The sequence below is a fragment of the Micromonospora halophytica genome (assembly GCF_900090245.1).
GTDB lineage: Bacteria > Actinomycetota > Actinomycetes > Mycobacteriales > Micromonosporaceae > Micromonospora > Micromonospora halophytica.
Genome location: NZ_FMDN01000005.1, coordinates 282,075 through 295,696 on the forward strand (window position 1 = coordinate 282,075; position 13,622 = coordinate 295,696).

12 protein-coding genes are annotated in these 13,622 nt (G+C 72.3%); 4 read left to right on the forward strand and 8 right to left on the reverse strand.

The features are described 5' to 3' along the window. Nucleotides 1–12: 12 nt before the first annotated feature. Complete coding sequence (locus GA0070560_RS10475; RefSeq protein ID WP_091294288.1) at nucleotides 13–270, forward strand: hypothetical protein; 258 nt, start codon at nucleotides 13–15, stop codon at nucleotides 268–270. Nucleotides 271–339: 69 nt separating this feature from the next. On the opposite strand, the gene GA0070560_RS10480 is transcribed toward GA0070560_RS10475, so the two are convergent. The 5 genes from GA0070560_RS10480 to GA0070560_RS10500 all read right to left on the reverse strand — a co-directional run bounded on the left by GA0070560_RS10480 (nucleotide 340) and on the right by GA0070560_RS10500 (nucleotide 5,424). Beyond that, complete coding sequence (locus tag GA0070560_RS10480; RefSeq protein WP_091294290.1) at nucleotides 340–855, reverse strand: SRPBCC family protein; 516 nt, start codon at nucleotides 853–855, stop codon at nucleotides 340–342. Then, complete coding sequence (locus tag GA0070560_RS10485) at nucleotides 855–2,543, reverse strand: ABC transporter permease (protein ID WP_091294292.1); 1,689 nt, start codon at nucleotides 2,541–2,543, stop codon at nucleotides 855–857. The genes GA0070560_RS10480 and GA0070560_RS10485 overlap by 1 nt, the downstream gene beginning before the upstream one ends. Then, on the reverse strand, nucleotides 2,528–3,292 hold the full coding sequence (locus tag GA0070560_RS10490) for an ABC transporter ATP-binding protein (RefSeq protein ID WP_091294294.1): 765 nt from the start codon (nucleotides 3,290–3,292) through the stop codon (nucleotides 2,528–2,530). The genes GA0070560_RS10485 and GA0070560_RS10490 overlap by 16 nt, the downstream gene beginning before the upstream one ends. A gap of 79 nt (nucleotides 3,293–3,371) precedes the next feature. Next, nucleotides 3,372–5,012 (reverse strand): sodium/solute symporter, encoded by a 1,641-nt coding sequence (locus GA0070560_RS10495; RefSeq protein WP_091294297.1) that lies wholly within the window; start codon nucleotides 5,010–5,012, stop codon nucleotides 3,372–3,374. 1 nt (nucleotide 5,013) lies between these two features. Next, entirely contained in the window at nucleotides 5,014–5,424 is a 411-nt protein-coding gene (locus tag GA0070560_RS10500) for a hypothetical protein (RefSeq protein ID WP_091294299.1), read from the reverse strand. 233 nt (nucleotides 5,425–5,657) lie between these two features. Here GA0070560_RS10500 and GA0070560_RS10505 point away from each other — a divergent pair, with 233 nt between their 5' ends. From GA0070560_RS10505 to GA0070560_RS10515, 3 genes are all read left to right on the forward strand, one after another. Then, a complete protein-coding gene (locus GA0070560_RS10505; RefSeq protein ID WP_139131471.1) occupies nucleotides 5,658–7,022 on the forward strand; it encodes a hypothetical protein in 1,365 nt (454 codons plus the stop codon). A gap of 194 nt (nucleotides 7,023–7,216) precedes the next feature. Continuing rightward, a complete protein-coding gene (locus GA0070560_RS10510; RefSeq protein WP_139131472.1) occupies nucleotides 7,217–8,500 on the forward strand; it encodes a hypothetical protein in 1,284 nt (427 codons plus the stop codon). A gap of 126 nt (nucleotides 8,501–8,626) precedes the next feature. Next, a complete protein-coding gene (locus GA0070560_RS10515) occupies nucleotides 8,627–10,738 on the forward strand; it encodes a choice-of-anchor D domain-containing protein (RefSeq protein WP_139131473.1) in 2,112 nt (703 codons plus the stop codon). Between the two features lie 125 nt (nucleotides 10,739–10,863). Here GA0070560_RS10515 and GA0070560_RS10520 read toward each other — a convergent pair whose 3' ends face one another. From GA0070560_RS10520 to GA0070560_RS10530, 3 genes are all read right to left on the reverse strand, one after another. Beyond that, on the reverse strand, nucleotides 10,864–11,526 hold the full coding sequence (locus GA0070560_RS10520) for a DUF5701 family protein (RefSeq protein ID WP_091294307.1): 663 nt from the start codon (nucleotides 11,524–11,526) through the stop codon (nucleotides 10,864–10,866). 77 nt (nucleotides 11,527–11,603) lie between these two features. Then, nucleotides 11,604–12,365: a LytR/AlgR family response regulator transcription factor gene (locus GA0070560_RS10525; RefSeq protein ID WP_091294310.1), complete on the reverse strand. Its 762-nt coding sequence runs from the start codon at nucleotides 12,363–12,365 to the stop codon at nucleotides 11,604–11,606. A 31-nt stretch (nucleotides 12,366–12,396) separates the two neighbouring features. Continuing rightward, entirely contained in the window at nucleotides 12,397–13,620 is a 1,224-nt protein-coding gene (locus GA0070560_RS10530; RefSeq protein WP_091294312.1) for a sensor histidine kinase, read from the reverse strand. Nucleotides 13,621–13,622: the final 2 nt, after the last annotated feature.

The following is a 13,622-nucleotide window of genomic DNA, read 5'->3' on the forward strand; positions in this document are numbered from 1 at the left end:
ACCCTGCCGGGCATGGCTTTCGTGTCGCCGCAGCAGCTGGCGCAGACCCTCGTCGTCCGGGCCGACTCGCTCCTGCAGGGTGCGGTGGACCTGCGCGCCTACCCGCACCGGCACCTCGCCCTGGTGGCCAGCTCCGGTTTCATGCGTAGCGCCGTACCGCAGCTCATGCAGGCCGTCGAGCACCTGTCGAACTACGGCTGGGAACTGGTCACCGTCACCGCCGTCGGCGACGGACACAACGTGTACGCGTTCATGCGCCGCACCACGTGAGCACCGGGACCACCGCCGGCGACCCGTGCGCGGCAGCCCCGAACCGGCGCTCCCGGCGGGCGGTGACGCTCAGGGCGTACCCTCGTCGGTCCCGTCGTCGGCGGTGAGCGAGCGGCGGGCGGCGGCCAGCACCTGCGGGTCGGCGCAGCCGGCGGCGTAGCCGGCGATGCGTCGGCGGATGTCCCGGGTGAGCAGCCACACCCCGATCCGGTCGGCGACCGGGCGCAGCCACGCCGGGCGGCAGCGGAAGCTGTACCGCCAGGTGGCCACGGTCGTCCCCGGCGCCGGGCCGGGCGCGAACCGCCATCCGCCGGCGAACATCTCGAAGAACCACGGGCCCCGCACCATTTTCATCCCGACGTTGGTCGGCGGCGCGAACGAGACGTACTCACTCACCATGACCAGCCCGTGCCGGGAACGGGTGAAGGTGCGCACACCCTTGCCGGGCCGGGTCGCCCCGTCGACGAAGTGCTGCTCCCGGACGAACGGGTCCCACCGGTACCGGACCGGCGCGGTGGTCTGCGACACCGCGAAGGCCAGCTCGGGCGGCACCGGGACGGTGGTCACCGACTCGACGACCGGCATCAGCGCCTCGGCGTGACGGTGGCCAGCAGCTCCGGCTGCCGGCGGTCCAGCACGTCACCGGCCAGGTACGACCCGAGCAGCGCCGCCCCCACCCCGTACGCCGCGCCCAGCGGCAGCGCCAACCAGAGCCAGGCGTCCCCGAGCAGCGCCGCAGCCACCACCATCGGCACCGCCGCAGCCGTCGACACCACCATCGACAGCAGGGTGAGCAGGCTCTTCGCCATCCCCGCGCCGGTGTTCATGGCGAACGGGTTGCTCGTCTCCGGCAGCGAGTACGCGCCCAGCACCGACAGGTACCCGTTGATCGCCAGCCCCGCCCCGTACGCGGCCAGCAGCGCGCCGGCGGCCATCCCGATCCAGCCGGGCTCGCCCAGCACCACCGCGATCACCACCGAGACCACACCGAGCATCGGCACCACGTACACCGAGAAGGCGACCATCCGGGCCCGCAGTTCCAGCCGGCCCGGCACCCCGGCCACGACGTTCGCCGCGTACGCGCTGCCGTCGAAGCCGAACTGGTTGGCCAGCGTCACCGAGGCGAGCACCCCGACGAAGAGCATGGAGAGGCTGACCAGCACCGGCGACGAGTCACCGGTGAACTCGACGCCCTGCTCCGAGGCGGCGAAGCCGGGACCGCCCAGGTTGACCATGACCGGGACGAAGACGCCGACCACCGCGATGGTGATCAGGTTGGCCCGCCGCCGGGCGTCCCGCCACCAGTAGCGGCACTCCCGCGCGACCAGCGCGCCGAACCGGTCCCGCCCGGCCCAGCCGAGCACCTTCGGGAAGAGCTGTCCGACCGCGCCGCCCGTCGGGGCACGCCGGGTCTTCGTCGGGGCGGCGCCGGCCGCGCCGACCATCGCCGACTCCAGCGACCGCGACCACCAGAACAGCAGCACGCCGATGGTGACCGCGGTGATCAGCAGCTTCACCGGCACCGCCCAGGCCCGTCCCTCGGCCACGTCCACACCGACCGTCCACGGCGCCCCGAACGGCGTCCAGCCCACCACGCCGGCCACCCCGGCGAGCCGGTCCCAGTCCGCGTCCTGCACCGCCGCCAGCACCACGATCTGGAGCGGGCCGAGCAGCGCGGCGACCACCGCCAGCAGCACGGCGGCCAGGTCCCGGACCCGCCGGGATCGCAGCATGGTGGCGAACGCGCTGGTCACCGCGCGGCTCGCCGCGACGCAGAGCAGCAGTCCGGCGAGTACGCCGACGGTGGCGGCCAGCCCGGCCGGCCAGCCGCCGAGCGCGCCGGCGGTGACCACCAGACCGGCGGTCGCGAGCAGCATCGTCAGGACCGGGACGCTGGCCAGGGCCGCCGCGAAGAGTCCGCCGACCAGGGTGCGGCGGGACAGTGGCAGCAGCGCGAACCGGGCCGGGTCCAGGGTCTCGTCCACCCCGAAGAACACCAGCGGCAGCAGCAGCCAGCCGAGCACCAGCAGCCCGCCGCCGAATGCGGCGGTCATCAGCGCGTACCGGGGCTCGCCCGCGAAGCCGGGCGCGGCCAGCAGCAGGAAGCCGCCGGCGGCGAACCAGAGGCCGACCAGCACACCGGCCACGAAGAGCGCGATCCGCCAGCCCTGGCCGCGGAAGTTGTTGCCCATCACCCGCAACTTGAGCCGGACGAAGTGCCGGGCCGAGACCTGCCGGTCCGGCTCGGCAGCCGCGGTCACCGGGACAGCCACGACAGCTCCTCGCCGGTCGCCGTCCGCCCGCCGACCACCTCGACGAAGACCTCCTCCAGGGAGCGGGCCCCGCGCACCTCGTCGAGGCCGCCGACCCGCTTGATGGTGCCGCCGGCGAGGATCGCCACATGCGAGCAGAGCCGCTCGACGACCTCCATGACGTGGCTGGAGAAGACCACCGTGCCGCCGCCGACGACGTAGCGGTGCAGGATGTCGCGGATCAGCGCGGCGGAGACCGGGTCGACCGCCTCGAACGGCTCGTCCAGCACCAGCAGCCGTGGGCCGTGCAGCAGCGCGCAGGCCAGGCCGATCTTCTTCTTCATGCCGGCCGAGTAGTCGACCACCAGGGTCCGCCCGGCGTCGGTGAGCGCCAGCACGTCGAGCAGCTCCGCCGCCCGCTGGTCGACCACCGCCGGGTCCATGCCGCGCAGCAGACCGTGGTACGCCAGCAGCTCCGCCCCGGTGAGCCGGTCGAAGAGCCGGACCCCGTCCGGCATCACCCCGAGCAGCCGCTTCGCCCCGACCGGGTCGCCCCAGACGTCGTGCCCGAGCACCCAGGCCCGCCCGTGGTCCGGCCGCAGCAGCCCGACCGCCATCGACAGCGTGGTGGTCTTGCCGGCGCCGTTCGGCCCGAGCAGTCCGTAGAAGGATCCGGCCGGTACGTCCAGGTCGACGCCCGCCACGGCGACCTTGCCGTCGAACGTCTTCGCCAGGCCACGCAGCGCGAGCGCGGGGTGCTCACCAGTCATGCGTCCGACCGTATCCGGGCCGGGCCAGGCGACGCTCCCGCCGAGGGACGATCTGCCGTCATACCCAGGGCGGACGTTCTCACCCGCGCAACGCCTCCGGGGCGTGCAGCCGCAGCATGGTGGCCCCGACGTCGGCGGGCGCCCGGCGGCGGGTCGCCATGGACCCGACCACCATCACGGTGAAGGCGAGCGGCACCGTCCAGGCGGCCGGCTGTGCGGTGAGCGTGGCCGGCCAACCGGACAGCGGCGGCCCGAGCACGGTGACCAGGACCGCCCCGATCGCCGCACCGCCACCGGCCAGCACGCCGGCCGCCGCGCCCAGATCGGTCAGACCGCGCCACCAGATGCCGAGCACCAGCAGCGGGCAGAAACTGGACGCGGCCACGGCGAAGGCCAGCCCCACCACCTGGGAGACGTCCAGCCCGGCGACGTTCAGGGCGAGCACCGCGGGCACCCCGCCGGCGATCACGGTCGCCAGCCGGAAGCCGCGTACCGAGCCGCGCCCCAGCACGTCCGCGGAGATCACCCCGGCGACGCTGGTGAGCAGCCCGGACGAGGTGGAGAGGAAGGCCGCGAACGCGCCGGCCGCGACCAGGGCGGCGAGCAGCCGGCCGGTGGTCCCGTCGCCGAGCGCGGCGCCGGGCAGCAGCACCACCACCGCGTCGGTCTGCCCGGAGACCAGCAGCTGCGGGGTGTAGATCCGGCCGAGCACCCCGTAGATCGTGGGGAGCAGGTAGAAGGCGCCGACCAGGGCGAGCACCACCAGGGTGGTACGCCTGGCCGCCGCCCCGTCCGGGTTGGTGTAGAAGCGCACCAGGACGTGCGGCAATCCCATGGTGCCGAGGAAGGTGGCCAGGATCAGCGAGTACGTGGCGAAGAGGCCACGGTCGTCATCCCCGGCGGTGCTGGGCAGCAGCCAGTCGGCCGCGCCGGTCGCCACCTGCGAGACCTCGGGCACCCGGTCACCGGCGGCGAAGGTCAACTCGTCGCCGGGGCGTACCTCCCGGACGGTGCCGTCGGCGAAGGTGAGCGCCGCGCGGTGCTCGACCACGACGGTGGTCGCGGTCCGGAACGCCGGCCCGTCGGGCGGGGTCACCGCGGGGCGGGCGTCGGCCTGCCACTGCAACGCCAGGAAGATCGCGGGTACGGCCAGCGCGGTCAGCTTGAGCCAGTACTGGAAGGCCTGGACGAAGGTGATGGCGCGCATCCCGCCGAGCGCCACGTTCGCGGTGACCACCGCCGCGACCAGCAACGCCCCCACCGGGTACGGCGAGCCGGCCACCGTGGCGAGGGTCAGCCCGGCGCCCTGCAACTGCGGCACCAGGTAGAGCCAGCCGATGAAGATGACGAAGACGGTGGCCAGGGTGCGCAGCCGGCGCGAGCCGAGCCGCAGTTCGCAGAAGTCGGGCAGGGTGAACGCGCCGGAGCGGCGCAGCGGGGCGGCCACGAACATCAGCAGGGCGAGGTAGCCGGCGGCGAAGCCGACCGGGTACCAGAGCACGTCGACGCCGTACTTGAGGATCAGCCCGGCGATTCCGAGGAAGCTCGCGGCGGAGAGGTACTCCCCGCCGATGGCGGCGGCGTTCCAGGTCGGGCTGACCGCCCGGGAGGCGACCAGGAAGTCGGACGTGGTCCGGGCCAGCCGCAGCCCGTAGAAGCCGATGCCGAGGGTGACCAGGGTGACCGCCACGATGGCCGGGACGACGAAGCCGTTGCCCATCTCAGCGCTCCGGCCGCTCGACCAGGTCGGTGAAGTCCTGCTCGTTGCGTTCGGCCAGCCGCACGTACGCCCAGCCCACCGCGATCAGGAAGGGGAAGGAGACCACCCCGAGCAGCAGCCAGGGCAGGTTGACCCCGAGCACGGTGACCCGGCCGACGGTGGGCGCGATGGCGAAGAGCCCTGGCAGGCCGCCCAGCCCGACGAGCACCACCAGGGAGAGCCGCAGCGCCAGCGACAGTTGGGCGCGGACCAGCCCGCGCACCAGCGCCTCGCCGACCCGGGTCTGCTGGGCCAGTTCGGTGCGGGTCCGGCCGGCCCGGCTGTCCCGGCGGGTGACCTCGGCCAGCACGATCCGCACCCGGGGCTGCGGTTGCGGCGCGCGGGGGGCGGGCAGCGGGTCGTCGGCGGTCATCTGGGCAGTCTCGCCTGCTCACGCGGGATGTCAAGGGTTGTCCACCGGGGCTGTGGACAACCTGTGGACAAAGCTTCGATCCTGTGGACAACCGCGCGGTGGCGCATTAAGACACCATTAAGTCCCGCCAGTTTCACCCTTTGTGTTGGTCGGAGTACCTCCTTGCCGGTCTTGAGGCGGCCCCCTACGCTGAGGCGGCAATTCCCTGTTTCCTCTTCATCCACGGGGTTTCTATGCGCAAATTCCGCACTCTGCTCGGCGCGACCCTCGCCGGAGCCTGTGCCCTGGCCGTCGTCCCGGGTACGGCGTCCGCGGCTCCCGCTGTCACGCCGCAGGCCGTGGCCGGTCTCGCCGACACGACCGGCGCCTACTACCCGCTCTCGCCGTACCGCCTCATGGACACCCGCTCCGGGCTGGGCGGCAAGACCGGGAAGATCGGGCCGCTGAGCAAGTTCGACCTCCAGGTCTCCGGCCGGGGTGGCATCCCCGCCAGCGGCGTCGGCGCGGTGGTGCTGAACGTGACCATCGTCAACCCGACGGCCGACAGCTTCGTCACCGCGTACCCGGCGGGCGAGGCCCGGCCGGACGCCTCCTCGGTCAACTTCGCCAAGGGCTGGCTGGGCTCGAACAACGTCACCGTGAAGCTCGGCTCCGGCGGCAAGGTCTCGGTCTACAACCGCAACGGGTACACGGACGTGGTGGTCGACGTCGTCGGCTTCTACGCCAAGGACGACACGATGGTCGACCGCAACGGTGGCCAGTACGAGTGGCACTACCCGGCGCGGGTCTTCGACACCCGTAACGACCCGGAGGGCAAGCCGCCGGCCGGCACCGTTCTGGAGTACTCCCTCAGCTTCGAGGACCAGGACCAGCACGCGCACATCAAGTCCCTGGTCCTGAACCTCACCGCGGTCGCCCCGGCCAGTGCCGGCTACCTGACCGCCTGGTCGGGTGCGGGCAGCCGCCCGGTCTCCTCGACGGTCAACTACGGCGCGGGCGTCAACGTGCCGAACCTGGCCTTCGTGCGGACCACGCCGTGCCTCGCCACCGACGGCTGGTGCATCACCGGCGCGCCGAAGTTCAAGATCTACACCCACGCCGCGGCGCACGTCCTGGTCGACTTCGTCGGTCTGGTGGACGACGGTTACAGCCCGCTCGGCCTGCGGTTCTCGCCGATGAGCCCGACCCGGATCGTGGACAGCCGGATCAACCTGGGCATCAGCGGCGCGCTCGGCGCCGGCTCGGTCGCCAGCGTCACCCCGCCGGGCGGCATGATCACGGACGCGACCGAGGTGCTGGTCATGAACCTGACCGCCGTGAAGCCGACCAAGAACACGGTCCTCACCGTGTGGCCGGACGACCCGGAAATCCTCAAGCCGGAGACGAGCAACCTCAACCCGTACGCCAACCAGATCGTGTCCAACGCCGTGCCCGCGGTGATCTACCCGTACGGCGCGTTCAACGTGCACAACCTCACCGGCACCACCCACGTGGTGGCCGACGTGGTCGGCACGTTCTACTGGCCGGCTCCGGCGGCGGCCCTCAAGGGCGGCGCGACCAAGAGCAAGCCGCAGGTCACCGGATCCTCGCACCGCTGATCCTGCACCGCACCACGAATGGGCGCCCGGCCGACGGCCGGGCGCCCATTCCCCATCAACGGTCACCGGCCCTATTCCGGCATTGATCCGCATACACACCCGATGCCCCCGTTCAGCACTCCGAACCCGGTGCCGCTGATCGACGGCCGTCGGTAGGTGTGCCGGCCTGTCCATTTCTGCTACGAGGGATCTCCATGCGCAAACTTCGTGCTCTGCTCGGCGCGACGGTCGCCGGGGCATGTGCAGTCACGTTGCTGCCCGGGGTGGCCGCCGCCGCTCCGCCCCCGTCGTCCACCGCGGTCGACGTCACCGGAACCTACTACCCGGTCACCCCCACCCGGCTCGTGGACACCCGCACCGGACTGGGTGTCCCGGCGGCTGCCAAGATCGGCCCCGGGCAGACCGTCGAGTTCCAGGTCGCCGGCCGGGGCGGGTTGCCGTCCGCTGGCGTCGGCGCGGTCGTGCTGAACGTGACCGTCACCGGCCCCACGGCGGCCAGCTTCGTCACCGCGTACCCGACGGGCCAGGCCCGGCCGAACGCCTCCTCGGTGAACTTCCCGGCAGGCTGGCTGGGGTCCAACAACGTCACGGTGAAGCTCGGCACAGGCGGGAAGGTGTCGGTCTACAACCGCAACGGTCACACCGACCTGGTGGTCGACGTGACCGGCTTCTACGCCGCCGACAACACCCTGGCCGCCCGCGGCATGGGCAGCCGCTACCACCCGCACCCCCCGCACCGGCTGTACGACAGCCGGGTGGACACCAAGCGGCCGGCCGGCAGTGTCCTGGACCTGACCATGCTGCACGGGGGCGACAATCCGCACGTCCGGGCGTTGGTCGTCAACGTCACCGTGGTCGACCCGGAATCCGCCGGCTTCGTCACCGTCTGGTCCGGCGCCGCCGACCAGCCGGCCGTCTCGACGGTGAACTTCACCGCCGGCACGATCACGCCGAACCTGGCCATCGTGCAGACCAGACCCTGCGACGAGGACGACTTCTTCTGTGGTCCGGCCGGCGCGCCGACGTTCCGGCTCTACACCTCGACGCGGGCGCACGTGGTCGTCGACACCGTCGGCATGTTCGACGACGGCACGCTGCTGTTCGGCCGGCGGTTCCAGCCGATGAACCCGACCCGGATCGTCGACAGCCGGATCGGCCAGGGCCTCCCGGCGGCGCTCGGCCCGGACTCGACCGGCAGGGTCACCGCACCGGCCTCGATGGTGGGCAAGGACGAGGACGTCCTGGTGCTGAACGCGACTGCGGTGGCGCCGACGAACAACACCGTGCTCACCGTCTGGCCGGCGGACTACGAGGGCACCGTCCGGCCGCAGGCCAGCAACGTCAACCCGGCCGCCGGTCAGACCGTCTCGGCGGCGGTGTTCGCCGAGTTGGGTCCGTACAAGCGGTTCAACGTGCACAACAATGCGGGCACCACGAACGTCGTCATGGACGTCGTGGGCCGGTTCTACTGGCCGTGACCCTGGCCCGGTGGCCCCGGTCACGGTCCGGGCACGTCTTCTCCGTGCACCGTGAATGCGCTTGTCCACATTGATCACCGCCCCTACTCTGGGCCGACAATCCTTCTCTTCTTCCACGGGGTGTCCATGCGCAAAATCCGCACTCTCCTCGGCGTCACCGTCGCCGGGGCATGTGTGCTGGCGGGGCTGCCGGGCGTCGCGCTCGCCGCGCCCACCGCGCCGTTCAAGGTCCTCACCGTCGACGTGGGCGACCAGACCGGCGGCTACCCGATCTACCAGTCCGGTGTGTACGACACCGGCAACTCCACCCTCTCGCTCACGCCGGACTCGCTGGACCGCATCTCCGTCTACGCGAACCAGAGCGGCTCCTACGTCAACCTCCGGACCGAACCGCCCACCGGACAGAAGTGGGTCGAGGGGCAGACGTACCGGGCCGCCGAGCTGGCCGACGCCACCTCCGCCGGCCTCAGCCTCGCCTCGGACGGCCGGGGCTGCGGAAACACCACCGGTTCGATCACCATCCGGGAGGTCGGCCGCAACGCGGAGACCGGCCTGGTCGAGAAGTTCGCCGCCTCGTACGACTACAGCTGCCCCGGCGGTAACAAGAGCGGCGTGATCAGCGGCGAGCTGCGCTGGGACTCCTCGGTGGACTACGTGGTCGCCCACGGCTCGCCGAACCCGGTCTCGTTCGGGTACCAGGAGCTGGCGGTGCGCAGCGCGGCCAAGACGGTCACGTTCACCTCGGTCGGCAGCAAGCCGATCACCTTCGGCGCCGCCAGCATCGGCGGCCCCACCCCCGACTCCTTCAGCGTCACCGGCTCCGACTGCACCGGTCGGATGCTCGCCCCCGGCGAGACCTGCACGGTCTCCGTGGTGACCCACCCGGTCAAGGAGGGCGTCCAGACGGGCAGCCTGCTGCTCGCCGACGACAGCTCCACCGGCACCCGCCGGGTGCAGCTCTCCGTCGAGGCGTTCCGCGGCGTCACCGGGATGTACTACCCGATCTCCCCGGCCCGGATCATGGACACCCGGACCGGCCTGGGCGCGCCCAAGGCCAAGATCGGGGCTGCCAAGAAGGTCGACCTCCAGGTCGCCGGTCGTGGCGGGGTGCCGAGCAGCGGGGTCAGCTCGGTGGTGCTGAACGTGACCGTCACCGGTCCCACGGCCAGCAGCTTCCTCACCCTCTACCCGGCGGGGCAGAGCCGGCCGACCGGTTCGTCGATCAACTTCCCGAAGTACTGGCTCGGTTCGAACAACGTGACCGTGAAGCTGGGCTCGGGCGGCAAGGTGTCGATCTACAACCACGCCGGCTCGACGGACGTGGTGGTGGACGTGGTCGGCTTCTACGCCGGCAACAACTCGATCTCCAGCCGCGGCTGGGGCAGCCAGTACCAGTGGTTCAAGCCGTCCCGCCTCTGGGACAGCCGCACCGACGGGGGCGCCCTGCCTGCCGGGTACTACACCGATGGAGCGGTGGACTTCGGCGCGAGCTTCAGCCCGAGCGTGCGGGCCGTCGTCGTCAACATCACCGCCGTCTCGCCGAAGAAGGCCGGCTTCCTGACGGCTTGGGACGGAGCGGGTGACGTGCCCACGTCCTCGACGGTGAACTACGGCGCCGGCAAGGTGGTGCCGAACCTCGCGGTGGTCAAGGTTCGCCAGGAGTGGAACAGCAGCAAGGGCTACTACATGCCCTGGTTCGCGGTCTACACCTCGCAGACCTCGAACATCGTCATCGACCTGGTGGGCGTGATGGACGACGGGACGGTCCCCGACGGCCTGCGGTTCACGCCGCTGGCCCCGACCCGGATCGTGGACAGCCGGATCAACCAGGGCATCCCCGGCGTGATCGGTCCCGGGGCGGTCGCCAAGGTCACCGCCCCGGCGAACCTGGTGACCGACTCGACCGAGGCGCTGGCGATGAACGTCACCGCCGTGTCGCCGACCAACAACACGGTGCTCACCGTCTGGCCGGCCGACTACGGCATGAGCAAGCCGACGGCCAGCAACCTCAACCCGGCGGCCGGGCAGATCGTGTCCAACGCGGTGATGGGGGTCATCGGCCCGCAGGACGCGTTCCACGTGCACAACCTCTCCGGCAGCACCCACCTGGTGGCCGACGTGGTCGGCACCTTCTGGCTCTACCCGGGCACGGCCAGCGCGGCGACGCTGACCAGGGCGGGAGCTGGCGAGCGACCCGAGGTGGTCGGCTCGACGCAGCGCGTCACCCGACGCGGCTGATTTCGCGGGTGAGGGGCGTCCCGGCAGGTCCGGGGCGCCCCTTCGGGTACCGGCGACCGGTCGTTGCACCGTCACCCGGGGGCGCAGGCCGGCCGGTGCGGGACGATCCGCACCGGCCCGGCCGGTCAATCCAGGCCCACCCGCTGCGGCCGGGCGGTGGCGGAGCCGAGCCAGGTGTGCGGGTTGCCGTACCAGCACCAGCCGAGCTTCGGCGCGCCCTGGCTGATCCAGAGTGCCGGCACCCGCTTGTCCCCGCAGCGGGAGCCGACCAGCGAGAAGCACTTGTTCTTCGCCAGCGCCACCGGGTGCAGCGTGACCAGGGCCAGGCCCTCGTCGATGGTGAGCGGCAGCCGGCCCTGGCCGGTGATCACCTCCATCGCTGCGGCGGGGGCCAGGTTGAGCGTCTCCTCGCCCCGGTCCACGTCGAAGAGCAGGTACGCCGGCCCGGCCGGCACCTCCAACTCCTTGATCGGGTCGAAGCGTGCCAGGTCACCGTCGGCGTAGTGCCGGTCGACGATGCCCGGCTTGCGTTTGCCGGCCAGGGTGGTCAGGGCGACCCGCTCCTCGACCGGCACGAGGTCCCGGGTGGTCACCAGCAGGAAGGGGACCCGGGCCTCGGTGGGCGGTGGCAGTTCGGCCGTGCCGGCGACGGCGGCGTCCCGCAGTGGCGCGACCAGGTCGCGGAAGGTGTCCTCGGTGATGCCGGCGAGGGCCGGGTAGCCGAGGTGGACGAGGGTGTCGACCTGACGGTCGAACTCGGCGGCGGCGTCGAATCGGCGGTCGGGCAAGGGGCCTCCACTCAGTCGTACGGCCTGCCGTACAGCGTACGGTCACCCTCGCCTATTCCCGGCCCGCGGAGAAGATCTCAGCGGCTCCAGTCCTGCTTCGCCGCCCGCACCAGCTTGTCCTTCAGCTCCCGGGTGTGCCGCCGGCTCACCGGCAGCTCCGTCGAGTCGATCACCACCACGTAGCCCGAGTTGACCAGCCGCAGCTCGGCGATCAGCTTCAACTGCACCAGGTACGACCGGTGGATCCGCACGAACCCGGCGTCCGCCCACCGCTCGGCGAGCGTCGCCAGCGACACCCGGACCAGGTGCGAGCCCTCGGCGGTGTGCAGCCGCGCGTAGTCGCCCTGCGCCTCCACCCAGCGCACCGCCGAGCGGGGCAGCATCCGGGTCGTGCCGGCCAGCTCGACCGGGATGGTCGGGTCCTCCTCCGCCCGGGCGAGGGCCGCCGGATGCGACGGGACCACCCGCGAGCCGATCACCCGGCGCAGCGACTCGGCCAGCCGATCCGCCCGGACCGGCTTGCGCACGTAGTCGGTGGCGCCCAGGTCGAAGGCGTCCACCGCGCCGTCGTCGTATGCGGTGACGAAGACGATCGCCGGGGGCCGGGCGAACCGGCGCAGCACCCGGGCCAGCTCCATGCCGTCCAGCCCGGGCATCCGGATGTCCAGGAAGACCACGTCCACGTCGGCGTCGCGGAGCACCCGCAGCGCCTCGGTGGCGTCGCCCGCCGTGTGCAGCCGGGCCACCCGGGGATCCGCCCGCAGGTGGTACGCCAGCTCGTCCAGCGCCGGCGGCTCGTCGTCCACCGCCAGCACCCGCAGAAATCCGGACGTGTTCACCGCGTCGACCCGGTTCGCTCGCTGCGCTCGCTCACGAACCCGCCCGTACGCCGGGATGGAACTTCGGCACCCGCAGACTCACCTTCGTACCCGAGCCGGGGCCGGTCTCGACGACCAGGCCGAACCGGTCCCCGAAGACCGACCGGAGCCGCTCGTCGACGTTGGAGAGGCCGACGTGCTGGCCCGGGTCGTCGGTCGGGTCGCTGCCGGCGCGGGCCAGCTCGGCGATGCCCGCCGTCAGCGTGGCCGGATCCATGCCCACTCCGTCGTCCTCCACCGTTATGTGACACTCCGCGCCCGCGTCCCGGGCCTCGATGCTCACCATGCCGGTGCCGGGCTTGCGGGACAACCCGTGCCGGACGGCGTTCTCCACCAATGGTTGGAGGCAGAGGAACGGCAGGGTTACCGGCAGCACCTCCGGCGCGATCTGCAACCGCACCTGCAACCGGTCGCCGAACCGGGCCCGCTCGATGGTCAGGTAGCGGTCGATCGAGCGCAGCTCCTCGGCGAGCGTGGTGAACTCGCCGTGCGCCCGGAACGAGTACCGGGTGAACTCGGCGAACTCCAGGATCAGCTCGCGGGCCCGTTCCGGGTCGGTGCGGACGAACGAGCCGATCGCGGTCAGCGCGTTGTAGATGAAGTGCGGGCTGATCTGGGCCCGCAGTGCGCGGACCTCGGCCCGGGCCAGCCGCTCCCGCGACGACTCCAGCTCGGCGAGGGCGAGCTGGTCCCCGGCCCAGTGCGCGGTCTCCAGGGTGGCCTGCACCAGCCCCGGCGCGGGTGGGGCGTCGGCGACCGCGACCAGCGCGCCGACCACCCGCCCGTCGGCGCTCAACGGGGCCAGCACCGCCCCGCGCACCGGGCAGTCCACCCGGTCGCAGCGCAGCTCCGAGTCGCCGAGCACCGTCGACCGGCCCGCCTCCACCGTGCGCCGGGCCGCCGCCAGCAGTTGGTCGCCGTGGTGCGCGCCGCGACCGTCGAGGGCGAGCAGCTGGTCGCGGTCCGTCAGCGCCAGCCCGGCCGCGCCCACCAGGGCCCGCAGATGGCGTACGGCCTTCGCCGCGCCCGCCGGGCTCAGCCCTGCCCGCAGCGGCTCGGCGGCCAGGCCGGCGGTGTGCAGCACCTCGTAGGTGGCCCGCTGGCTGGCCGTGGCGATGCCCCGCCGGCCACGCAGCCGCAGCGCCGCCCAGAGCGCCGCGGCCAGCGCGGTGACCAGCGAGACGACGCCGACGACGGCGGAGAGGTTGCCACCCACGC